The following is a 22,607-nucleotide window of genomic DNA, read 5'->3' on the forward strand; positions in this document are numbered from 1 at the left end:
GATATGCAGGACATCCAGATCAGCTTCGGCGGCGTGCCCGCATTGCGCAGCGCGAACCTGAGCGTCGCAGCCGGCGAAGTGCACGCGCTGATCGGCCAGAACGGCGCCGGCAAGTCGACCATGATCAAGATCCTGACGGGCGCGTATCGGCGCACCGGTGGGAGCGTGCGCTTCGAAGGTCGCGAGATCGATTTCCGCAGTCCGAAGGCCGCTCGCGAAGCGGGCATCAGCACGATCTATCAAGAGATCAACCTGGTGCCGTTCCGCTCGGTGGCGGAAAACATTTTTCTTGGCCGCGAGCCGCGTCGCTTTGGTCTGATCGACTGGCGCACGGTGCAGCGCCGTGCCGCCGATCTGCTCGAATCGTTTGGCTTGCAGGTCGATGTGAAGAAGCCGGCTGGCAGCTATTCGACGGCGATCCAGCAGATGGTTGCGCTCGCGCGCGCCGTATCGGCGGACGCGAAGATGGTGATCATGGACGAGTCCACGTCGTCGCTCGACGAGCGCGAAGTGGAACTGCTCTTCACGGTCGTGCGCAAGTTGCGCGACGACGGTCGTGCGGTGATCTTCGTATCGCACCGGCTCGATGAACTGTATGCGCTCTGTGATCGCGTCACCGTGATGCGCGATGGACAGACCGTCGCGCAAAGCACGATGGCCGACATGGACAAACGCCAGCTCGTCACGACGATGCTCGGTCGTACGCTCGCCGCCGTCGTGGAAGGCGATACCGCCGAGCGCGAAGTGCACCTCGCGCGCCGCGGCGAAGCGGCGATCAGCGTGCGCAAGGTCGGCGCGCGGCCGCTCGTCAACGATGTGTCGCTTGACGTGCATCGTGGTGAAGCGGTTGGACTCGCCGGGCTGCTCGGCTCAGGGCGTACGGAGACGATGCGTCTGATGTTCGGCGCCGATCCGCTCGAACGCGGCACGGTGGAGATCGGCGGCGAAACGGTCGCGCTGAAATCACCGCAGGACGCGATTGCGCGCGGTCTCGCGTATCTCACCGAAGATCGCAAGGGCGACGGCATCGTGCCCGAGCTGTCGGTGCGCGACAACCTGACGCTCGTGTGCCTGCGCACGCTCGCGAAGCACGGCATCGTCGACAGGAAACAGCAGCAGGCGATCGTCGAACGCTTCGTCGCGTCGCTCGGCATCAAGCTACGCAGCCCCGATCAACCGATCCGCGAGCTGTCGGGCGGCAATCAGCAAAAGGTGCTGCTCGCGCGCTGGCTGGCCGCACAACCGACGCTGCTGCTACTCGACGAGCCGACGCGCGGCATCGATGTCGGCGCAAAAGCAGACGTCGCGAAGATCGTGCGCGACCTGCGCGACGCGGGTCTCGCGGTGTTGCTGTCTGCATCCGAACTCGAAGAATTGACCGCGGTCGCCGATCGGGCCGTTGTAATCCGCGACGGCCGCACGGTCGCTGAACTCGACGGCGCCGCGATGAGCGAAATCGCGATCATGGATGCCATTGCATGGGGCAGCGAAGGTCAGTCAGCACTGGCGGAAGCGGCACACGCCGCGCACCCGGAGGACAGCCGGCATGGCTCATGATTCGTTGCGCAACGACAGCGCAGCTCAGCTTTCTACTGCAAACGCAGCCGCACCTGCGGTAGCGGTGAAGAAACGCCATCGGCTCACGATCCAGCGCGAGATCGCCGTGCTGCTCGCAATGCTCGTCTTCAATCTGATCTTCACGCCGCACTTCTGGTCGCTGCAGACCTTCAACGTGAACCTGACCCAGGTCGTGACGATCGTGATCGTCGGCATCGGCATGACGCTGGTGGTCGCGACGGGGGGGATCGATCTGTCGGTGGGGGCATCGATGGCGATCGCCGGTGCGCTTGCGCCGATGCTCTTCATGCACATCGGCGGCGCCCTTGGTATTGCGCTCGCGTTCGTGTTGCCGGTGCTGGCCGCAGCGGTATGCGGCACGTTCAACGGGTTGCTCGTCACGCGATTATCGGTGCAGCCGATAGTCGCCACGTTAGTGCTGTTTATCGCCGGGCGCGGTATTGCGCAAGTCGTCACCGACGGGAGCCTGCAGGCGTTCGACAACCCTGCGTTCCAGTGGATCGCGCTCGGCAAGGTCGCGGGCGTGCCGTTCCAGGTGCTGCTGATGTTCGCGCTCGTCGCGCTGTTCGCGTGGATCGTGCGCAAGACGCTGTTCGGGCAGTACCTGCTCGTCACCGGCGGCAACGAGAAAGCCGCGTATCTGTGCGGCATTCCGACTGCGCGCACGAAGCTGATCGCGTACACGATCTGCGCGGCGCTCGCGGGCCTTGCGGGCCTGATTTCGATTTCGGTGAATTCGTCGTCCGATGCGAATGTGGTCGGGCTCGGCATTGAACTCGATGCGATCGCGGCCGTCGCGGTGGGTGGTACGGCGTTGACGGGCGGCAAGGCATATATCGGCGGCACGCTGATCGGTGCGCTGATCATCCAGTTGCTGCGTTACACGCTGCTCGCGCACGGCATCCCTGATGCGGCGGCGCTCGTCGTGAAGGCCGCGATCATCGTCGCGGCGGTGTATGTGCAGCGGCGCTCGCGCTAACTGACATCGCCCAGCCACGACGCTCCAGGAATTGATCCCGATGAAAAAGAACCTGCCCATCCTGATCGCGCTCGCCGCGCTCGTCGTATTCGGTGTCGTGCGCTATCCCGACTTTGCCTCGGCATACAACCTCACGACCATCTGGCGCTACAACTCGATGTTCGCGCTGATCTCGATCGGCATGGCGTTCGTGATCATCACCGGCGGTATCGATCTGTCGGTCGGCACGGTTGCGGCGCTCGCCAGCGTCGTCGCGGCGCTGACGAGCCCGTGGGGCGGTTGGGTCGCCGTGCTCGCCGGTGCGGCTGCAGGTGCCGCGGTCGGCGTGCTGAACGGGCTGATCATCACGCGACTGAGGATCCTGCCGTTCATCACGACGCTCGCGACCAGCCTCGGCGCGCACGGCGTGGCGTTGCTGCTGGGCAAGAACGACGCGGTGTCGATCGCCGCCGATTCGAACTTCGGCAACTTCGGTCAGGGCGATCTGTTCGGCCTGCCGATTCCTGGGCTCGTCGCACTTGCGGCCGCGATCGCGGGCTGGCTCGCGCTGCGCAGTACGCGCTTTGGACGGCATTCGCTGGCGATCGGCGGCAGCGAGGAAGCCGCACGGTTGATGGGGCTCAACGTCGATCGCACGCTGGTCATGGCCTATGCCGTGAGCGGTCTGCTCGCGGGTCTCGCGGGTGTGATTCTCGCCGCGCAGTTCGGCGCCGGGCAGCCGAATGAAGGCGTCGGCTGGGAGCTGTTCGCGATCTCGGCGGTGGTGCTCGGCGGCACGCTGCTCACTGGTGGCGAAGGGTCGATCGCGATGACGATTGCTGGCGTGGCGCTACTTGGCCTCGTGTTCAATCTGCTGAACTTCGAGAATGGGCTGGGCTTCGTCAGTCTTTCTGCGTACTGGCAATCGGTGATACGCGGCGTGTTCCTGCTGCTCGTGATCGTGCTGCAGGCGCGGGTGCTAAAGCAACGTGGGCGAAAGACGGTGGCGGCCGGAGGGTAGGCGCCCGGACTACGCGCGTGCGGATTGCGGCGGCAGGTTCCGTGCAGGCTGTTCGAGCTGACTCGGGCACAACATCCAGCACGACAACCCCGCACGCCCATGCCGACAACTGGCATGACGGCCACGCCTCACCCGGGTAAGATCGCCTTTCCTTCCCCGAGCGGCTGCCGTCCGCGCAACACCGCCAATCGACATGCACCAGCCCTACGTTCTGATCCTGCTGCAGATCGCCGCCGTCTACCTCGTCGCGACGATCAGCCCCGGCCCGAACTTCTTCATGATCACCCAGCTGTCGCTCGCCGGGCGGCGCGGGCTCGGCGCGGTGTCCGCACTCGGTGTCGGCACGGCCTCGGCGATCTGGGTCGCGCTCGCGATGCTCGGGCTCGCCACGGTGCTGCAGAAAATCGACTGGCTGTATAACGGCATCCGCCTCGCGGGTGCGCTGTATCTGATCTACTTCGGCATCAAGCTGCTGCGCGCGAGCATGCGGCGCGACGATGCCTCCGCGCCGGTTGCCGCGCCGCCGCCCGAGGCGACGCCGCAAGCGTATTTCCGCGCCTGGCGCTCGGGCTTGTTCACCTGTCTCACGAATCCGAAATCCTGTGCGTTCTGGACCAGCGTCTTCGCGACCATGTTCCCTCCGCACCCGCCGGTCTGGTTCTACGGCGTCGTACTCGCGATGATCGCGACGATGTCGGTGAGCTGGTACGGCAGCGTTGCCCTGATGTTCGCCACCGAGCGCACGCAGCGCGGCTACCGGCGGCTGCGTCGGCCGATCGACGGCATATGTGGCGCGGTGCTGGTCGGCCTCGGGGCGAAACTGGCGGCGGACAGCTAGGCAGGTTCAGGGCAGCAAATCACCGGGGTGGTCGGCTCAGCGACCGGGCGCCGAGCCCCATCCCTACAAGGGCACCGCTCATCGAGCGTGGAAATCGCCGCTTTCCAGGCGTTTCTCCATTAGATTCAAGGCCTTTGCCGTCCCGCCAGCAGGGTCAATGCTGCGCCGCACGACCGCTTTCGGTATCATCGCAAGATTCCGCGGCACCCCGCCTCACGCCCCGCCCAGTCACCGCCCAGCGACCCACCGGCAGCAGGCGCGGTAGAATGGCGGATTGCGCATCGCTCCCATTTCCGCATGCGCGCATGCATCGCCCTTGCCGTGCCCGACGTCCAGTCCATCTGGCCGCCTTCTTTTTTGCACCCAAAGCCATGAGCAACCTGACTCACCAAACCGTTCTGAGCGTCCACCACTGGACCGACACGCTGTTCAGCTTCACCTGCACGCGCGACCCCGCACTGCGCTTCGAAAACGGCCAGTTCACGATGGTCGGCCTCGAAGTCGCCGGCAAACCGCTGATCCGCGCCTACAGCATGGCGAGCGCCAACTACGAAGAACATCTCGAGTTCCTCAGCATCAAGGTGCAGGACGGTCCGCTGACGTCGCGTCTGCAGCATCTGAAGGTGGGCGACCAGGTGTTGATCGGCAAGAAGCCGACCGGCACGCTGATGGCCGATAACCTGCTGCCCGGCAAGACGCTGTGGCTGCTGTCCACAGGCACGGGCCTCGCGCCGTTCATGTCGATCATCAAGGACCCGGAAGTGTACGAGCGCTACGAGAAGGTGGTGCTCACGCATACGTGCCGCTTTGTCGACGAGCTCGCGTACAAGGAATACATCACCGAAGACCTGCACAACCACGAGTACCTCGGCGAAGTCGTCCGCGAAAAGCTCGTGTACTACCCGACGGTCACACGCGAAACATTCCAGAACCGCGGCCGCATCACCGAACTGATCGACACGAAAAAGCTCTTCGAAGACCTCGATGTGCAGCCGTTCTCGGTCGAACGCGACCGTGTGATGCTGTGCGGCAGCCCGCACATGCTGCGCGACACGCGCGAACTGCTCGACAGCCTTGGGTTCAAGGAAGGCAGCAACAACGAGCCGGGGCATTACGTCGTGGAAAAAGCGTTCGTCGGCTGAGGCCGGCAACGGCAACGCTCGCAGCGAAACTGCTGCCGGGGCCCTTGCGGCCCCTTCGTCACCGCAAAACCGGAGCCTCGCGCTCCGGTTTTTGTTTGTGCGGCGCCATCGGCGCGCCTCTACAGGCAGCAATCGGCGCAGTTACAAATTCGTCCTCAAAATTTAACCTTTCTTGTCGGCGTTTTTCTGACATCCCACTCTTTGACAAACCTTATGTTTTACGCGAAGACCACGCGCTAAGCCTTGCCACATAGGCATTTCTAGTTTTTTTCAGATATCATCGCGGCTCAGCGACGATAGTGGCAACCCTCACCAGGGTTAGATCCGATTTGTTGCGAAATGTAAATTTCGTTACGCTCCAACGTAACAATTGTCCGTCAAGTTGTACAAGTAACGGGCATGTCTGGGGGCTAGAGGTTCGCATGCGTTCTTTTGTCTGCACCGCCGATGACGAAATCGTCCGACTGCGTGAACGCGTGCGCGAACTGGCCGCCGAACTCGTCGGCGCGCAGGAAGCCGCACGCCGCCATCTCGCGCGCGAACTGCATGACGGCGTGGGCGCCGAACTGACCGCCACCCGCTTCGCGCTTGCCGGTGTCGACACCTGGCTACCCGCCGATGCCCCGCCGCAATGCGCGGCCGCCCTTGCCGTCGCGAACCGCTCGCTCGACGCCGCCTGCGCAGCGACACGCCAGGCGGTCGCCGGTTTGCATGCGCCATCGCTGGATGCGGGCATCGTCGCGACGCTCGCGCAATGGGCCGGCAGCTTCGCGACCCGCACCAGCCTCCGCACGAGCTTCGTCTGTACCGCCGACGTGCGCCTCACCCGCCTTCCCACCGACGCGACGCTAGCGGTGTTCCGCGTCGCCCAGGAAGCGCTGAACAACACCGCCCGGCACGCGCGCGCATCGTGTGCGAACGTGCGCATCGAGACCAATCGGCGGTATCTGACACTGGCCATCAGCGACGACGGTATCGGCCTGCCGCGCGATGCGCGCCGCCGTCGCGGCGAAGCGCAAGGTCATTTCGGCGTCGCCGGTATGCGGGCGCGCTGCGAAGCGTTCGGCGGCACGCTGCGCGTGAGCAGCGCGCGCGAACCGGCGGACGGCAAAGCACGCGGCACGACGGTGCGCGCACGTTTTGCGTGGGACGCGCTACTCGCGCTTACATCGCCGCTCACACCGTACACGTCGCACGCATCGCACGCTCCGTCGCACGCCGCCGCGCGGCGCTCAAGTGCAGGCAGATCGTCATGAGCCTGCGCATTCTGCTCGCCGACGATCACGCCGTCGTCCGCCAGGGCGTCCGCCATCTGCTGCTCGACCGCGGCATCGCCATCGAAGTCGCCGAAGCGCAAACCGGCGCCGAAGCCGTCACGAGCGCCGCGAAGCAGATCTACGACGTGATCCTGCTGGACATCTCGCTGCCCGACATGAACGGCGTCGAGGTGCTCAAGCGGATCAAGCGCAAGGCACCGCGCGTGCCGGTGCTGATGTTCTCGATGTATCGCGAGGATCAGTACGCGGTGCGGGCGCTGAAGGCCGGCGCGGCGGGCTATCTGTCGAAAACCGTCGATGCCGCCCAGATGATCGGCGCGATCCAGCAGGTCGCCGCCGGCCGCAAGTACGTGAGCCCCGCGATGGCCGAGGCGCTCGCGAACTATGTGTCGTTCGACGGCGAACAGCTGCCGCATGAAAAGCTCTCCGACCGCGAATACCAGACGCTGTGCATGCTCGCCTCGGGCCAGCGGCTGACCGACATCGCGCAGACGCTGTCGCTGTCGGTCAAGACGGTCAGCGTGTACCGCACGCGGCTGCTGGAGAAGATGCGTCTCAGCAATAACGCCGAACTCACCTTCTATGTGATGAGCAACCGCCTCGTCGATCTGAATCCAGCGATGACCGCCTGAGTGAGTCTTCCCTAACCTCGCGCGGCAATGCCGCTGCGCCTCCGGTCTCGCAAAGCCCACACCGCGATACGCGTTCCCGCGCAAGCGCGCGGCCCTACATCCGCTAGAATTGACGGTTTCCCGACATTCGGCGCGCAATAAGCGTGCTTTACAGGAGACCTCGCCAATGTCCCTCTTCCGCAAGAAGAACGTCGAGCAGATGCTCGCCGGCGCCCAGAGCGCCGGACTCAAGAAAGCGCTCGGCGCACTCGATCTGACCTTCCTCGGTGTCGGCGCGATCATCGGTACCGGCATTTTCGTGCTGACCGGCACGGGCGCCGTGCAGGCCGGCCCGGCGCTGATGCTGTCGTTCCTCATCGCGGCAGTGGCGTGCGGTTTCGCCGCGCTGGCCTACGCGGAATTCGCCTCGACGATTCCGGTGGCCGGCTCGATCTATACATATTCGTATGCGACGCTCGGCGAACTGGCCGCGTGGATCATCGGTTGGGATCTGATGCTCGAATATGGGCTCGCCACTTCTGCGGTATCGGTGGGCTGGTCGGGCTATCTGCAGTCGCTGCTGCATGGCTTCGGCATCTCGCTGCCCGCTGTGCTGACCGCCGCGCCCGGCGCAGTACCGGGCACCCACACGCTGTTCAACCTGCCAGCCTTCCTCGTGATGATGGCGATTACCGCGCTGCTGTCGGTCGGCGTGCGTGAATCGACGCGTGTGAACAACATCATGGTCTCGATCAAGGTCGTCGTCGTGCTGCTGGTCATCGCGGTAGGCGTCTTCCACGTCACGCCCGCGAACTGGCATCCGTTCATGCCGAACGGCTGGAATGGCGTGTTCGGCGCCGCTGCCGTGATGTTCTTCGCGTTTATCGGCTTCGATGCGGTCTCGTCGGCGGCAGAGGAAGTGAAGAATCCGAAGCGCGATCTGCCGGTCGGCATCATCGCGTCGCTGGGCGTGTGCGCAGTGCTGTACGTGGCGGTCGCGGCCGTGGTGACCGGCATCGTGCCGTACGCGCAGTTCGCCAACATCTCGCACCCGGTGTCGTACGCGCTGCAGGTGGCCGGCCAGCCCTGGGTGGCGGGCTTTATCGATCTCGGCGCCGTGCTCGGCATGCTGACCGTGATTCTCGTGATGGCCTACGGCCAGACCCGCGTGATCTTCGCGATGTCGCGCGACGGGTTGCTGCCCGCGGTGCTGTCGCGCGTGCACCCGCGCTTTGCGACGCCGTTCTTCACGACGTGGCTGGTCGGCATCTTCTTCGGCCTGATCGGCGCACTGGTGCCGCTGAACGTGCTGGCCGAGCTGATCAACATCGGCACGCTTGCGGCATTCTCGATGGTGTCGATCGCTGTGCTGATTTTGCGCAAGACGCATCCGGAACTGCCGCGCGCATTCCGTTGCCCCGGTGTACCGGTCGTGCCGGTGCTGGCCGTCGCGTCGTGCCTGTTCCTGATGCTCAACCTGCAACTGATCACGTGGATCGCGTTCGTCGCGTGGCTCGTGATCGGCATGGTGATTTACTTCGGTTATTCGCGACGCCATTCGAAGCTGGCCGAGGGCAATCGCTAAGGCTCAGCGCGCTTCACAGACGCGGTCCCGGCAGTGCCGGTGCATGTCGACTTGCACCGGCCGGTTCATAATCGCCACAGTCCCACCGCGTCCGGCCGCGCTCTCGCGCCGCTCGCGCAGGTGCCGCGTGTTTCTCGCACCGTCGTTCGAACCACGCCATCCGGAGGAACCCCGTCATGGAACTGACTGAGAGCTACACGCTGCCCGTCTCCCAGCAGCGCGCCTGGGAAGCGCTCAACGACACGACGATCCTGCGTGCCTCGATTCCCGGCTGCGACCACATCGAAGTGGAACAGGAAAACGTGTTCGCCCTGTCGATGAGCCTCACAGTCGGCCCGGTGAAAGTGCACTTCAAAGGCCGCTTGCGCCTCACCGATATCGACGCGCCGCGCGCCTATACGATCGTTTTCGAAGGTCAGGGCGGGACCGCCGGCTTCGGTAGCGGCGCCGCGCATATCACCCTCGAACCCGCAGATAACGGCGCCACGAAGCTCTCATACACAGCCAGCGCGCACATGGGCGGTAAGCTCGCGCAGATCGGCTCGCGGATCCTCGGCGGTGCAGTCCGCAAGATCGTGGGCGAATTTTTTCGCCGCTTCGGTGAACAGGTGAGCGGCGCGCGTACTGCGCCGGTGGCCGACACGACAGCCGATGCTGCGGCACAATTGCACGATTCCGCGAACCGGTCCGCCAACGGCGACCCGGTGGACGAGCCTCAACCGGAGGGGAAGAAATCATGGACAGCGTGGATCTCGAAGTCCTGAAGTCCAGTGAGCGCTGGCTCGAGCAGGGACACCGCGCACTGCTGGTGACGGTCGTGAAGACGTGGGGTTCGTCGCCGCGTCCGGAAGGCGCCATGCTCGCGGTACGCGACGACGGCCTGGTGGTGGGCTCGGTATCGGGTGGCTGCATCGAAGACGATCTGATCGATCGCGTGCGCCAGCGCGGCATCGAGCAGACTTTGCCGGAAGCGGTGAAGTACGGCATCACCGCCGAAGAAGCGCATCGTTTCGGCCTGCCGTGCGGCGGCACGATCCAGCTCGTGCTCGAACCGCTGACGCAGGCGAGCGGCATCGCCACGCTATGTCGTTCAGTGGAAGAAGGCCGGCTGGTTGCGCGCACCGTCGATATGGCGAGCGGCACGGTGCGGCTCGAATCCGCGCAGGCCACCGACGGCATCGACTTCGACGGCACACGTCTCTTGACCATTCACGGCCCGCGCTACCGCATGCTCGTGATCGGCGCGGGGCAGCTGTCGCGCTACCTGTGCAATATCGCTGTCGGTCTCGACTACCAGGTAACCGTCTGCGATCCGCGCGAAGAGTACACGGACGAGTGGGACATACCAGGCACGAAGATCGTTCGCACGATGCCCGACGACACCGTGCTCGACATGCGGCTCGATGAACGCTGCGCGGTGATTGCGCTCACACACGATCCGAAGCTCGACGATCTCGCGCTGATGGAAGCGTTGAAGACGCCCGCGTTCTACGTCGGCGCGCTCGGTTCGCGGCGCAATAACGCGGCGCGGCGCGAGCGTCTGAAGGAATTCGATCTGAACGACACCGAACTGGCCCGGTTGCATGGACCGGTCGGTATTTATATCGGCAGCCGTACGCCGCCGGAGATCGCGGTGTCGATTCTTGCGGAGGTGACGGCGGCGAAGAACGGTGTGTCGCTACCGACGCTGCTGCAGGTGGAAGGCGCGAAAGCGGCCCGCGAAGTTGCGGCTAGCGGCGGGACGGCCTGCAGCGTTTGATCTTTACATCGCGGCTTCACCGCGAGGCTTTACAACGCAGACTCGTCACGCCACGCAGAAACGAGTCCGCTTCATCACAGCAACCCAAGCGCCACCGCGGCACCCAGCGACCCAAGCACCAGCACGACGCCGACCGTACGGCGCTTGTTCAGCTCGGTCCACAGCAATACACCGGTCAACGAAAGCAGGATCATCCCGCCCGCGAGCGTATCGACGAGCAGCACCCAGCCGATACTGAGCCCAACACCGCGGTGCAGGTTATTCATCGTCGTGAGGAACGAATTCTGTGTGCGCTTGACCGACACATAGCCATTGCCGACCCAGTACTCGGCCTGCACGTTCTGCTTGGTGCCGAAAATACCGACCTGCCAGAATTCGGGCTGCACGGCACTGTGATCGCCCCAGGCCACCGGATGCGACGCCTCGCGACGCGGCTTGCTCGGTTTGCCGTCGAGATGCAGTTCGCCCTGCAGCCAGTGCGCCATATCGAGCGGCGACTGGAGCTTGCGGGCCGGTAGTGGAATTTGCAGCTGTTCGACCTGCGGCTCGCCCGACGACACCTTGAGCGGACCGGCACGGTGGTTCAGCAGGAAGCCGGTCACACCGAACAGCAGCCCCAGCACGGCGCCCCACAATCCGACCCAGCCGTGCACCTTGCGTAGCCACTTGATGAATGTCGCGCGCCGCGTACGACGTTGCCGCGCAAGCCGTTGTACATCGTCGACGAGATGATGGCCATGTGCACCCGGCTGCGGCGTCGGCACAGGGTGATACGTCGTGCCGGCACGCGTAGCGGAAGGGACATCGATTGGTTCGGGCGCGTTCACGGAACTCCAGGCACAGCGGCTTCGGCGCACGGCCCCGACGCGCGATATCGCGCAGCCGGGCCGGCTTTCAGTGGAATAAACGGGTAGATCGGACTGGTCGCAGCGCGTTTAAGCAGACAAATACCGATGAACTGTCTGAACGGCTGCGGGGTCCGGCAAGGTACTGGCTGGCGCTCACCGCGAAACGATGAGTGGCTGGCTACGCCTCAAATGCGAATGGCTATCATTACACAGGCTTACGATTTTCTCAATCGCGGCGGGTGGGGTTCAGAACACCGGCCACAGCGGCCCTTCCTGCATCGCGCCGACCTGCTCGCGCAATTCGAGGATGCGGTCTTCCCAATAGCGCTGCGTGTTGAACCACGGAAATGCAGCCGGAAACGCCGGATCGTTCCAGCGGCGCGCAAGCCACGCGGAGTAGTGAATCAGCCGCAACGTGCGCAGCGCTTCGATCAGATACAGCTCGCGCTGCTCGAATTCGCAGAAGTCCTCATAGCCCGCCAGCAGATCGGCAAGCGCACGGGACGCCTCCTCACGTTCGCCAGGTAGCAGCAGCCACAGGTCCTGCACTGCGGGGCCCATTCGACTGTCATCGAAATCGACGAAGTGCGGGCCCGCATCGGTCCACAGCACGTTGCTCGGATGGCAATCGCCGTGCATGCGCAGCGCGCGAATCTCGCCGGCGCGCTCGAATGCCTGTTCGACGCCTTCGAGCGCAAGATCCACCACCGTCGTCCACGCAGTGCGAACGTTGTCCGGCACGAAGCCGTGCGTCAGTAGAAACTCGCGCGGTTCGCGACCGAAGGTCTGGATGTCGAGTACTGGGCGCGCCGCGTAGTTCCGGGTCTGCCCCACGGCATGAATCCGGCCGATAAAACGGCCGAGCCATTCGAGCGTGTCGCGTCGATCGAGATCGGGAGCACGGCCGCCGCGTCGCTCGAAGATCGCGAAGCGATAGTCGTCGAATGTGTGCAGCGTGCGGCCTTCGAATGCGCGCGCCGGCACGGCGGGAATCTCGTGTGCGACGAGTTCGTCGACGAAGGCGTGTTCTTCGAGAATCGCCTCATCGGTCCAGCGCGCCGGCCGATAAAACTTCGCGATCACCGGTGGGCCGTCTTCGACGCCGATCTGATAAACGCGGTTCTCGTAGCTGTTGAGCGGCAGCATGCGGCCGTCCGTGCGCACGCCGACCGTGCTGAGCACGCCGTCAAGCGCGTCCAGCACGCATTCCGGCGTGAGCCGGGCGAAGGGCACAGCGCCATCGGCGCCGCCCTGCAGGTCCTGGGTGTCGTGGTTCATGCCGGCATTGTGCCCCGCGCCGTCATGAATGACGAGCGCGGTTCAACAGTGCGCGGTCAGACCGCGCGACCGCTCAATGTATCTGCGCGCCGGCCGGTCGAACGAAGTCGCCGGTATCGATCAGGTCTTCAAGGAAAAAGGGTTCCGTATTCAGTTGCAACGATGTACCGGGCTCACCGGCGTACCACGCCACCATTGCCATGTCGCCGAGCAGGCGCATGACTATCCCGCGCGCGCCCGCAGGCACGGCGATATGCACGGACCGGACGATAGAACCGACTTGCATGATGTTTCCCCGCTCTCCCATGCCGGCTGTTAAAAATTCATGCCGGTCAATGTGTGACAAAAACACGGCAACGTTGAAACGTTGCGCGCGCACCTGATTCGCACTGCGTGACGCTATGACTCTGCTACGTTCAGCTCATTGTTCCCGTTTTGTTGAAACGGGGAAAGTAAAAAGTAACAGTGGATGTCCCCTCTTTCCATGCCATCAGTCTTACGAAATGCTAACTGTAACGCATGGTAACGAATCCATTATTACGGCGGCTACCGGCTCTCCTCAAAATCAGGCCTCCAGAATACGATACGCGCTATAGTCCAGGCGCGCGGGCAAGCCGACGCTCACGCGGCTTCAGCGTGGCTGTTTACCCTCACTTCGACCGCACCGCTCATGTGGATCGTTCGCCTGGCGCTGCGGCGCCCGTATACGTTTATCGTGCTCGCGTTGCTGCTGCTGATCGTCGGTCCGTTGACGATCCTGCGCACGCCGACCGATATCTTCCCGAATATCGACATCCCCGTGCTGTCGGTGATCTGGACGTATAACGGTCTACCCGCCGACGAGATGGAAAAGCGCATCGTACTCAACTACGAGCGCGGTCTGTCGGTGGCGGTCAACGACATCGAACACACCGAATCCACCTCGCTGAACGGCATCGCGGTCGTGAAGATTTTCTTCCAGCCGCACGCGAACATCGAAGAAGCGCTCGCGGAAGTCACTGCGTTGTCGCAAACGCAGTTGCGCTCGCTGCCACCCGGCATCACGCCGCCGAACATCCTGCGCTACAACGCATCGACGGTACCGATCTTGCGGCTGTCGTTGTCGTCGGTGGCGCTCACCGAACAGGAACTGTTCGACTTCGGTAACAACTTTCTGAAGACGCAGCTCGCCACCGTGCCCGGTGCGTCGGCACCGTTGCCCTATGGCGGCAAGCAGCGGCAGATCATGGTCGACATCGATTCGCGCAAGTTGCAGGAGCGCAACCTGTCGCCGATGGACGTCGTCAACGCAATCAGTGCGCAAAATCTGATCCTGCCGTCGGGCACGGCGAAAATCGGTTCAACCGAGTATTCGGTGGAAATGAATGCGAGTCCCGATACGCTCGCGGGTCTGAACGACATTCCGATCAGGACCACGGACGCGGGCACCGTCTATATCCGCGACGTCGCACACGTGCGTGACGGCTTCCAGCCGCAGACCAATATCGTTCGTGTGAACGGTCAACGGGCTGCGCTCCTGACCATCAACAAGAGTGGCAACACGTCGACGCTCGAAATCGTCGATCGCATCAAGCAGATGATGCCGGTGCTGCACAACCTCGTGCCTGCGTCGCTGAACATCGACCCGGTCGCCGACCAGTCGTTGTTCGTGCGCGCCTCGGTGCAGGGCGTGCTGCGCGAAGCGCTGATCGCCGCGTGCCTGACCGGCTTGATGATCCTGCTGTTTCTCGGCAACTGGCGCGCAACGTTGATCATCGCCGTGTCGATTCCGCTGTCGATGATCACTTCCATCATCGCGCTGTCCGCACTCGGCGAGACGATCAACATCATGACACTCGGTGGTCTCGCGCTCGCGGTGGGGATTCTCGTCGACGACGCAACGGTGGCGATCGAAAACGTCAGCCATCAGCTTGAGCAGGGCAAGAATCTCGAGCAAGCCATTCTCGACGGCGCGCACCAGATCGCGATTCCGACACTGGTGTCGACGCTGTCGATCTGTATTGTGTTCGTGCCGATGTTTTTGCTTTCCGGCGTCGCGCACTACCTGTTCATCCCGCTCGCCGAAGCGGTCGTGTTCGCAATGCTCGCGTCGTACTTCTTCTCGCGCACGCTCGTGCCGACGCTTGCGAAGTATCTGCTGCGTCACCATCACCGGGCCACTGATCCGCACCACACCGGCGCAACAGGCGCGGTCGCAAGCCGTAATCCGTTCATGCGCGTACATCTCGCGTTCGAGGGCGGTTTTGCGCGGTTGCGCGAGCGTTATCGGGTGTTCCTCGTGGCTCGCGTCGAGCGGCCGGGCGTATTCGTCGTGGTGTTTCTGCTGTGCTGCGGGCTGTCGTTACTGCTGATTCCGTTTCTCGGCCGCGACTTTTTCCCGCAGGTCGATGCTGGCACGATCGCGCTGCATCTGCGCGCGAAAACCGGCATGCGTGTCGAGGAAACCGCAGTTGTCACCGACCGCGTAGACGCACGTATTCGACAGCTGATTCCGCCGGGCGAACTCCATTCGCTGATCGACAACATCGGGCTACCGGTGTCCGGTATCAACCTGTCGTACAGCAACACCGGCACGATCGGCACTTCAGATGCCGACGTGCTGATCACGCTCAACCCCGATCATCATCCGACCGCCGAATACGTCCGTACCCTGCGCCGCACGCTCACCGACGAATTTCCCGGCGTGCAGTTCGCGTTTCTGCCCGCCGACATCGTTAGCCAGACGCTCAACTTCGGCATGCCGTCGCCGATCGACATCCAGATCGTCGGCCGCGACGTCGACGCCAATCGCGCGTTCGCCGCAACGCTGCTGAACCGGCTGCGCAGTGTGCCGGGTCTTGCCGACACGCGCATCCAGCAGCCCGCCGACCTGCCGCGTATCTTCATCGACGTCGACCGCACGCGTGCGCAGCAGGCGGGCTTCACGCAGAAGGACATCGCCAGCGACCTGCTCATCACGCTCTCAGGCAGCCAGCAAACCACACCGACGTTCTGGCTGAATCCGCGCAACGGCGTCAGCTACAACGTGATCACCGAAGCGCCGCAATACACGATCGACTCGCTGCAGGCACTCGCCAACATTCCGCTGAACGCAAACGGCCACAGCAATATTCTCGGCGCGCTATCGACGATGCGCCGCGAAGCGGGCCACGCCGTAGCTACGCACTACAACGCGCAATCGACGGTCGACATCTACGGCACCGCCGACAATCGCGACCTCGGCGCTGTCTCCGACGACATCGACAAGGTGATCGCCGCAGCAAACGTCGATCTGCCGAAGGGCCCGACGATCACCGTGCGTGGCCAGGTGCAGACGATGAACGATTCGTTCTCCGGGCTCTTCACCGGTCTGCTGTTTGCGATCGTGCTGGTGTATTTGCTGATTGTCGTGAACTTCCAGTCGTGGCTCGATCCGTTCATCATCATTACCGCGTTGCCGGGCGCGCTAGCGGGTATCGTCTGGATGCTGTTCCTCACGCACACCACGCTATCGATCCCGGCGCTCACCGGTGCGATCATGTGCATCGGCATCGCCACCGCGAACTCGATCCTCGTAATCAGCTTCGCGCGCGAGCAGTTGCTCGAACACGGCGACGCGACGCGCGCGGCGATCGAAGCGGGCTTCACGCGCTTTCGTCCGGTGCTGATGACGGCGCTCGCGATGGTGATCGGCATGGTGCCGATGGCGATCGGCCTCGGCGAAGGCGGCGAACAGAACGCGCCGCTCGGACGCGCGGTGATCGGCGGGCTCACGATCGGCACACTCGCGACACTGGTGTTCGTACCGGTAGTGTTCTCGATGATCTACCGGCGGCTCGCCGACCGGCGGCGGCGCTCGGCGGAGCATGTGGTTCACAAGTCATCCTGAGGCAAAGCATCGATGGAAGGTCAACGTCCTGACGAATCCCAGCCTGGCGGCACGGCCGCGAGCAAGCGACGCACGCGCTGGCTGACTGTGCTGGCAATCGTCGTCGTGCTCGCGCTTGCGCTGCAGGGCATCTGGTCGCGGCACAGCGCGCACGCCGCGCTCGAACGCGATGCCGAGCACGCGAGTGCACTTAGCGTTGCTGTCGTGCTGCCGCAGAAATCGTCGGCAGCACTCGATCTCACGCTGCCGGGCAATGTGCAGGCGTTTCTCGATACGCCCATCTACGCGCGCACTAACGGGTATCTGAAGCAGTGGTACGCGGACATCGGTGCGCACGTGAAGGCTGGGCAACTGCTCGCCGATATCGAAACCCCCGAAGTCGACGACCAGTTGCGCTCGGCGCGCGCGGATCTCGTGAACGCGGACGCGAACTACGCACTCGCGAAAAGCACCGCCGACCGCTGGACCGAGATGCTGAAGAGCAAGTCGGTATCGAAACAGGAAACCGACGAGAAGGTCGGCGACATGCTCGCGAAGAAGGGCACGCTCGACGCCGCGCGCTTTAACGTCGCGCGACTCGAAAAGACCCAGTCGTTCCAGAAAGTCTATGCGCCGTTCGACGGCATCGTGACTGCGCGTAACGTCGATGTCGGTGCGCTGATCGACGCGGGCAGTGCCGGTGGTCCGGCGAAGGAGCTGTTCCATGTCGCAGCCGCCGACCGGCTGCGCGTCTATGTCAACGTGCCGCAGGCGTACGCGCAGGAAGTGCGTGCCCAGCAGAGCGCTTATCTGACGCTGACTGAAGCGCCGTCGAAGCGCTATCCGGGTACCGTCGCGCGCACATCCGGTGCCGTCGATCCGATCCAGCGCACGATGCTCGTCGAAGTGGACGTCGACAACCGTAGCGGCGCCTTGTTGCCGGGTGCGTATGCGCAGGTGCATTTCGCACTCGGTGCGGGTGCGGCGCCTTATACGCTGCCCGGCAATACGCTGCTGTTTCGCCCTGGCGGCGTAACGGTCGCGACCGTCGACGCGCAACAACACGTCAAGCTCGTGTGCGTGTCGCTCGGTACCGATTTCGGCACGCGGGTTGCGATCGTGTCGGGGCTGCAGGGCAACGAGCGGGTGATCGTGAATCCGCAGGATTCGATCGTCGATGGTGCGCCGGTGCGGGTTGCTGCGGCGAAGCCCGCTGCAAGTCCAAACGCCGGTAGCGACACAAGCGGCGAAACGCCGAAGGCTGCCGAGTGAAGCCGGTGAATCTCTCTTCGAGCAAACTACAGCGGGCGCGTACGATCATGCGCGTCGTGCCCGTTGTTGTGCCTCACGTAGCGCCTCTTGCTGCACCTCTCAGCGTTCCTCTCGCCGCGCTGATCATCGCCGGCGTGCTCGGCGGATGTGCAGTCGGCCCGGACTACGTGCGACCGACGGCCACCACCGCTGCCACCTACAAGGAACTCGAAAACACCGGCTGGCAACCCGCACAACCCGCCGACACCGCCCTGCGCGGCACATGGTGGGAGATCTACGGCGACGCCTCGCTGAACGCGCTCGAACAGCAGGCCGGCAGTGCGAACCAGAACGTCCAGGCAGCGCAGGCGCGTTTTCGCGCAGCCCGCGCGGCGGTCGCGCAGTTCCGCTCGAACTTCTTTCCGGTTGTGGGCGCGGGCGGCGATTTTTCGCGCACGCGAACGTCGGACAACGTGATGTACAAGTCGACGGCCGGTTACACGATCAACGACTACGTCGTGCAGGGCGACGCGTCGTGGGAGCCCGATCTGTGGGGCCGGGTGTCGCGCAGCGTCGAAGGAGCGAAGGCCAATGCCCAGGCCAGCGCCGCCGACGTGCAGTCCGCGCTGCTGTCGATGCAGGCCGAACTCGCCACCGATTATTTCGAACTGCGCGGCATCGACAGCGAGCGCCGTCTGCTCGACGACACGATCAAGGCCTATCGCGAAGCGCTCGATCTGACGCAGCATCGTCTGACGGGTGGCATCGCCACCGACGCCGACGTCGCCCAGGCGCAAACACAACTGCAAACCACCGAAGCCCAGGCCATCGATCTCGATGTGCAGCGCGCGCAACTCGAACACGCGATCGCGATCCTCACCGGCCAGTCGCCATCCACGTTTGCGCTGCCGGTCGCGCCGCTTGCGGTGGTGCCGGTCGTCGCTCCTGCCGGCGTGCCGTCGGCGCTGCTGGAACGGCGGCCCGACATTGCATCGGCGGAACGTCATATCGTCGATATGAATGCGCAGATCGGCGTGGCGACTGCTGCGTTCTTTCCGAACCTGATCCTGTCGGTGACCGGCGGCCTCGAAGCGACCAACTACAGCCAGTGGCTGATGGCGCCCGCGCGTTTCTGGTCGCTGGGTCCGTCGCTGGCCGGTACGCTGCTCGACTTCGGCGGGCGTGCTGCGGTGAAAGCGCAGGCCGAAGCACACTACGACGAAAGCGTCGCGCAGTACCGGCAAACGGTGCTGACCGCGTTCGGCCAGGTCGAAGACAATCTCGCCGCGTTGCGCGTACTCGAGCAGGAAGCCCGCGCGCAGGACCAGGCCGTCGCCGCGGCGGAGCGGGCGCTTGCGATCGTCTCCGATCGCTACAAGAACGGCGCGATCACCTATCTCGACGTCGTCGTCGCGCAAACCACCGCGCTCACGAACGAGCGGCAGGCTGTATCGATCGCGCGGCGGCGGATGGCTGCGAGTGTCGCGTTGATCAAGGCGCTTGGGGGTGGGTGGGACGTGTCCAAGCTGCCTACGGGCGATCAGCTCGTTCATCCCAGCGTGCCGGCTGCAGTGCCTGCCGCGGCGAACGGCTGAGCGCAAGCGCGCAACGGCTGCGCTGGCTGTGCGTGACGACACCTACGCCTGCCGCGGCGAATGGCCAAGCGTATACAGCCCGGTGCTTGCGCCAGTCTTGTGCCTTGACGCGGTTGCGCATCACGGCGCCGTACACGTCCCGATCGGCGTATCGTTGAAACCCTTGCGCCGTTCCGTCCATAGCACCGCCCACCTTCACCGCCCGGGAGACCGCTTCTTGACTGCATCGCCGGACCCTCACCGGACTGCTTCCACAGCCACGCCTTCATCCACGTCGCAGCACACCGAGCCCTACCTCGAACGCGGCACACCGGCCTACTGGCGCGCGAGCGTCGCGCTGCTGTTCGCGGGCTATGCGACGTTCTCGTTGCTCTACTGCGTGCAACCGCTGCTACCCGCGTTTTCCGAAGCGTTCGGCGTAAGCCCGGCACAAAGCAGCCTGTCGCTCTCGCTAACCACTGCTGCGCTCGCGGTCGCCGTGTTCGTCGCGGGTTTCGTGTCGGAGGGCTGGAGTCGTCATCGCTTGATGACGGCGTCGCTGACGCTATCGGCTGCGCTCACGGTCGCCGTCGCCTTCACACCGCACTGGCATCCGCTGCTCGTATTGCGCACGCTCGAAGGGCTCGCGCTCGGCGGTGTGCCGGCCGTCGCGATGGCATACCTCGCGGAAGAAGTGCATCCGGACGGCCTCGGTCTCGCGATGGGTCTCTACGTCGGCGGCACGGCGATCGGCGGGATGGCCGGGCGGGTGATCACCGGCATCGTCGCGGACCTGTTCTCGTGGCGCGTGGCGATCGGCACGATCGGTGTGCTCGGTCTGCTATCGATGCTCGCGTTCCGCGCGCTGCTGCCACCGTCGCGTCACTTCGTGCCGCGACGCGGGCTCGGTTTCGCGCAGCGCGGTCGCGCACTCGCGAAGCACCTCCAGCATCCCGGTCTGAGCAGGCTGTTCGCGATGGGTTTCGTCCTGATGGGCAGTTTCGTCACGCTCTACAACTACATCGGCTACCGGCTGCTTGCACCACCGTACCGGATGAATCAGGCGACCATCGGCGCGATCTTCGTCGTGTATCTGACCGGCGTGGTGGCGTCGCCGTGGTCCGGGCGGCTGGCCGATTCGTTTGGCCGCGGCCGCGTGCTGATCGCGAGCCTCGTACTGATGCTCGTCGGGCTCGGACTCACGATGCTGGATCCGGTCGCGGCGATCGCCGCCGGCATCGCGTGCGTGACGTTCGGCTTCTTTGCGGGCCATGCGGTCGCGAGCGGCTGGGTTGGGCGGCTGGCAAAAGAAGCGAAGGGGCAGGCCGCCGCACTCTATCTGCTTGCCTACTATCTCGGCTCCAGCATCGTCGGTTCGTATGGCGGGCGGTTCTGGACCGGGCATGGCTGGAACGGTGTCGCGGGCCTGGTGTGCGTGCTGCTCGCAATCGGCATCGCCGATGCCTGGTCGCTGCGCATACGCGAACGCAATGGGGAAGCCTGAAGCGCGGGAATGCGGATGCGATCTCCTTTTAACCTCGAATCCGCATAATCGGAAAGCGAGTTGTAAGTATCCGCTACACATTTCCAGAGCCCCTGAAAATCGTGCAAAACCGCGCCCCGTCTGGCTCTTATCGCGTACGAAGCGTCGCTCTAACAGCATCTTGACGCGTAACGGCCAGTAAACCGTCGCCTATACTCGAAACAAGCCCGACGCCCGCCATAGAAAAATCAGACGCGGCGTATGCAGCGAGGATCCTATAAGGAGACGAGCATGACGACCTACTTTACGATCAGCGACTTCATCCTGGTGATTCCGATGGCGTTGGCTGGCGCGCTGTTTCTTGGCGCGTTGCCGTGTGCGACGGAATTCAAGCACAACATCCTGCGCGTGCTCGGTGCACTACTCGGTGTCGCGTTTGCGGTGGTGCTCGTCGAAGGTCTACCGGCGCTGATGTGACGCTCGAACGCGTCACTCCCAACCGATTCGCTCAACGCACCTTGCCGAACCGCCCGAACTGTTTGAGCGCGGCACGGAAGTAGGGGGCGTCTGCGGCATCCGATGCGTTTGATGCGGTCGCCGCGGTGTCGTGCGCGAGCGCGGGGAGCGCTGTCCACGGCAAGGTTGGGTGTCGATGATGCAGCTGGTGCAGATGATGATTCATCAGCATCGGTTGCCAGAAGGACGGCACGCGAAAATTGCGCGCCCGTCCGGGTTCGTCGAGCCGGACATCGTAATGCGGCAGGTTGTCCGCGAGCGACAGCCACACGCCGCGCAAATACATCGTGACGAGCAGCACCGGCCACCACGCGCCGTATAGATAGAACGCAACCGCATGCAGCCCGAGCGACAGCAGCCAGTCGCGCCGGATGCGCGCACGTCGTGCCGGATCGAGGGCAAATCCGACGAACAGCCGCTGTACGTCCGCCCCAACCGGCCCTTCGCTGCCCACTGCGTACGCCACCAGTCGATGTGCATATCGGTGCGGCACGAAAGCAAGCAGCGGCATAGCGAGTTCGCCTGCATACAGACCGCCGAGCAGCCGAGCGTAATAGCGAAGCCGCGCGCGCAGACGCTGTGTCGTTCCGTCATGCACGTCCGGACGATCGAACGGTTCGCGTGTGAAGCGATGATGCATCAGGTGGCCAAAGCGCACGGCATCGAAAGGCAGCATGAAAGCGATGGCGAGCATGCGCGCTACTGATTCATTCAGGCGACGTTGCGGCAGCAGTTGCCCATGAATCGCCTCGTGTATCAAACCCCAGTGCATCGGTGCGAGTACCACCAGCGGGATGACGAGCCACAGCACCGCCGGACCAGCCTGTTGCAGCAGCAGCGGGATTCCAAACAGTTGCAGCAACACGGCGCATGTCACGACGGCGAGCAATGCGAGGTTTGCGCGTACAACGATGGCGACACGCGGGCGCGTGGGCGCCTCGCGATCCATGCGGTTCACATGATCCACGCCCGCCGCCGAAGGTCCGTCCGGTTTCCCCGCAGCCTGTGCGTCCATCTTCGCTCCGTCGACACGATGTCGCC

19 protein-coding genes are annotated in these 22,607 nt (G+C 64.1%); 15 read left to right on the forward strand and 4 right to left on the reverse strand.

What is annotated here, in order from left to right; genetic code table 11:
• The first annotated feature begins 3 nt into the window (after positions 1-3).
• The 10 genes from BWP39_RS15915 (at position 4) to BWP39_RS15960 (ending at position 10,769) form a co-directional block, all read left to right on the forward strand.
• A complete protein-coding gene (locus BWP39_RS15915) occupies positions 4-1,557 on the forward strand; it encodes a sugar ABC transporter ATP-binding protein (protein WP_096721696.1) in 1,554 nt (517 codons plus the stop codon).
• Positions 1,547-2,557, forward strand: coding sequence for an ABC transporter permease (locus BWP39_RS15920; protein WP_096721698.1), 1,011 nt, complete (start codon positions 1,547-1,549; stop codon positions 2,555-2,557). The genes BWP39_RS15915 and BWP39_RS15920 overlap by 11 nt, the downstream gene beginning before the upstream one ends.
• 40 nt (positions 2,558-2,597) lie before the next feature.
• The gene (locus tag BWP39_RS15925; RefSeq protein WP_096721700.1) at positions 2,598-3,557 is read left to right on the forward strand and encodes an ABC transporter permease; all 960 of its coding nucleotides are present in this window, start codon (positions 2,598-2,600) and stop codon (positions 3,555-3,557) included.
• A 193-nt stretch (positions 3,558-3,750) separates the two neighbouring features.
• Positions 3,751-4,395 carry a LysE family translocator gene (locus tag BWP39_RS15930; protein ID WP_096721702.1) on the forward strand — a complete coding sequence of 215 codons (645 nt, stop codon included), beginning with the start codon at positions 3,751-3,753 and terminating at the stop codon, positions 4,393-4,395.
• 371 nt (positions 4,396-4,766) lie between these two features.
• Positions 4,767-5,537, forward strand: a complete 771-nt coding sequence (locus tag BWP39_RS15935) for a ferredoxin--NADP reductase (protein WP_091019573.1) — start codon at positions 4,767-4,769, stop codon at positions 5,535-5,537.
• Between the two features lie 422 nt (positions 5,538-5,959).
• Complete coding sequence (locus BWP39_RS15940) at positions 5,960-6,793, forward strand: sensor histidine kinase (protein WP_096721704.1); 834 nt, start codon at positions 5,960-5,962, stop codon at positions 6,791-6,793.
• A complete protein-coding gene (gene rqpR / locus BWP39_RS15945) occupies positions 6,790-7,446 on the forward strand; it encodes a response regulator transcription factor RqpR (protein ID WP_096721706.1) in 657 nt (218 codons plus the stop codon). The genes BWP39_RS15940 and rqpR overlap by 4 nt, the downstream gene beginning before the upstream one ends.
• Before the next feature lie 166 nt (positions 7,447-7,612).
• The gene (locus tag BWP39_RS15950) at positions 7,613-9,010 is read left to right on the forward strand and encodes an amino acid permease (RefSeq protein WP_096721708.1); all 1,398 of its coding nucleotides are present in this window, start codon (positions 7,613-7,615) and stop codon (positions 9,008-9,010) included.
• Positions 9,011-9,186: 176 nt separating this feature from the next.
• Positions 9,187-9,774 carry a CoxG family protein gene (locus tag BWP39_RS15955; RefSeq protein WP_096721710.1) on the forward strand — a complete coding sequence of 196 codons (588 nt, stop codon included), beginning with the start codon at positions 9,187-9,189 and terminating at the stop codon, positions 9,772-9,774.
• A complete protein-coding gene (locus tag BWP39_RS15960; protein WP_096721712.1) occupies positions 9,747-10,769 on the forward strand; it encodes an XdhC family protein in 1,023 nt (340 codons plus the stop codon). Before BWP39_RS15955 ends, BWP39_RS15960 begins: the two co-directional genes overlap by 28 nt.
• A 74-nt stretch (positions 10,770-10,843) precedes the next feature.
• Here the strand turns inward: BWP39_RS15960 and BWP39_RS15965 are convergent, their stop codons facing one another.
• The 3 genes from BWP39_RS15965 to BWP39_RS15975 form a co-directional block, all read right to left on the reverse strand.
• A complete protein-coding gene (locus tag BWP39_RS15965) occupies positions 10,844-11,596 on the reverse strand; it encodes a PepSY-associated TM helix domain-containing protein (protein WP_096721714.1) in 753 nt (250 codons plus the stop codon).
• 267 nt (positions 11,597-11,863) lie between these two features.
• The gene (locus tag BWP39_RS15970; protein ID WP_096721716.1) at positions 11,864-12,895 is read right to left on the reverse strand and encodes a serine/threonine protein kinase; all 1,032 of its coding nucleotides are present in this window, start codon (positions 12,893-12,895) and stop codon (positions 11,864-11,866) included.
• A gap of 73 nt (positions 12,896-12,968) precedes the next feature.
• Positions 12,969-13,181, reverse strand: a complete 213-nt coding sequence (locus BWP39_RS15975) for a hypothetical protein (RefSeq protein WP_091019471.1) — start codon at positions 13,179-13,181, stop codon at positions 12,969-12,971.
• 384 nt (positions 13,182-13,565) lie between these two features.
• Here BWP39_RS15975 and BWP39_RS15980 point away from each other — a divergent pair, with 384 nt between their 5' ends.
• The 5 genes from BWP39_RS15980 (at position 13,566) to BWP39_RS16000 (ending at position 21,527) form a co-directional block, all read left to right on the forward strand.
• Positions 13,566-16,763 (forward strand): efflux RND transporter permease subunit, encoded by a 3,198-nt coding sequence (locus BWP39_RS15980; RefSeq protein ID WP_096721718.1) that lies wholly within the window; start codon positions 13,566-13,568, stop codon positions 16,761-16,763.
• Between the two features lie 12 nt (positions 16,764-16,775).
• Positions 16,776-18,014 (forward strand): efflux RND transporter periplasmic adaptor subunit, encoded by a 1,239-nt coding sequence (locus BWP39_RS15985; RefSeq protein ID WP_096721720.1) that lies wholly within the window; start codon positions 16,776-16,778, stop codon positions 18,012-18,014.
• 47 nt (positions 18,015-18,061) lie between these two features.
• Positions 18,062-19,588: an efflux transporter outer membrane subunit gene (locus BWP39_RS15990; RefSeq protein WP_096721722.1), complete on the forward strand. Its 1,527-nt coding sequence runs from the start codon at positions 18,062-18,064 to the stop codon at positions 19,586-19,588.
• Positions 19,589-19,805: 217 nt separating this feature from the next.
• Positions 19,806-21,071: an MFS transporter gene (locus tag BWP39_RS15995; protein ID WP_096721724.1), complete on the forward strand. Its 1,266-nt coding sequence runs from the start codon at positions 19,806-19,808 to the stop codon at positions 21,069-21,071.
• 270 nt (positions 21,072-21,341) lie between these two features.
• Positions 21,342-21,527 carry a hypothetical protein gene (locus tag BWP39_RS16000; RefSeq protein ID WP_091019462.1) on the forward strand — a complete coding sequence of 62 codons (186 nt, stop codon included), beginning with the start codon at positions 21,342-21,344 and terminating at the stop codon, positions 21,525-21,527.
• 31 nt (positions 21,528-21,558) lie between these two features.
• On the opposite strand, the gene BWP39_RS16005 is transcribed toward BWP39_RS16000, so the two are convergent.
• Positions 21,559-22,581, reverse strand: coding sequence for a fatty acid desaturase (locus BWP39_RS16005; RefSeq protein WP_207556844.1), 1,023 nt, complete (start codon positions 22,579-22,581; stop codon positions 21,559-21,561).
• Between the last annotated feature and the right edge of the window lie 26 nt (positions 22,582-22,607).

The organism is Paraburkholderia acidicola (assembly GCF_002362315.1).
GTDB classification, from domain to species: Bacteria; Pseudomonadota; Gammaproteobacteria; order Burkholderiales; family Burkholderiaceae; genus Paraburkholderia; species Paraburkholderia acidicola.

Bases quoted from the DNA above. Each gene is read 5' to 3' on its own strand.
- BWP39_RS15915 (WP_096721696.1), top strand. From the start codon at position 4: ATGCAGGACATCCAGATCAGCTTCGGCGGCGTGCCCGCATTGCGCAGC.
- BWP39_RS15920 (WP_096721698.1), top strand. From the start codon at position 1,547: ATGGCTCATGATTCGTTGCGCAACGACAGCGCAGCTCAGCTTTCTACT.
- BWP39_RS15925 (WP_096721700.1), top strand. From the start codon at position 2,598: ATGAAAAAGAACCTGCCCATCCTGATCGCGCTCGCCGCGCTCGTCGTA.
- BWP39_RS15930 (WP_096721702.1), top strand. From the start codon at position 3,751: ATGCACCAGCCCTACGTTCTGATCCTGCTGCAGATCGCCGCCGTCTAC.
- BWP39_RS15935 (WP_091019573.1), top strand. From the start codon at position 4,767: ATGAGCAACCTGACTCACCAAACCGTTCTGAGCGTCCACCACTGGACC.
- BWP39_RS15940 (WP_096721704.1), top strand. From the start codon at position 5,960: ATGCGTTCTTTTGTCTGCACCGCCGATGACGAAATCGTCCGACTGCGT.
- rqpR (WP_096721706.1), top strand. From the start codon at position 6,790: ATGAGCCTGCGCATTCTGCTCGCCGACGATCACGCCGTCGTCCGCCAG.
- BWP39_RS15950 (WP_096721708.1), top strand. From the start codon at position 7,613: ATGTCCCTCTTCCGCAAGAAGAACGTCGAGCAGATGCTCGCCGGCGCC.
- BWP39_RS15955 (WP_096721710.1), top strand. From the start codon at position 9,187: ATGGAACTGACTGAGAGCTACACGCTGCCCGTCTCCCAGCAGCGCGCC.
- BWP39_RS15960 (WP_096721712.1), top strand. From the start codon at position 9,747: ATGGACAGCGTGGATCTCGAAGTCCTGAAGTCCAGTGAGCGCTGGCTC.
- BWP39_RS15970 (WP_096721716.1), bottom strand. From the start codon at position 12,895: ATGAACCACGACACCCAGGACCTGCAGGGCGGCGCCGATGGCGCTGTG.
- BWP39_RS15975 (WP_091019471.1), bottom strand. From the start codon at position 13,181: ATGCAAGTCGGTTCTATCGTCCGGTCCGTGCATATCGCCGTGCCTGCG.
- BWP39_RS15980 (WP_096721718.1), top strand. From the start codon at position 13,566: ATGTGGATCGTTCGCCTGGCGCTGCGGCGCCCGTATACGTTTATCGTG.
- BWP39_RS15985 (WP_096721720.1), top strand. From the start codon at position 16,776: ATGGAAGGTCAACGTCCTGACGAATCCCAGCCTGGCGGCACGGCCGCG.
- BWP39_RS15990 (WP_096721722.1), top strand. From the start codon at position 18,062: ATGCGCGTCGTGCCCGTTGTTGTGCCTCACGTAGCGCCTCTTGCTGCA.
- BWP39_RS16000 (WP_091019462.1), top strand. From the start codon at position 21,342: ATGACGACCTACTTTACGATCAGCGACTTCATCCTGGTGATTCCGATG.
- BWP39_RS16005 (WP_207556844.1), bottom strand. From the start codon at position 22,581: ATGGACGCACAGGCTGCGGGGAAACCGGACGGACCTTCGGCGGCGGGC.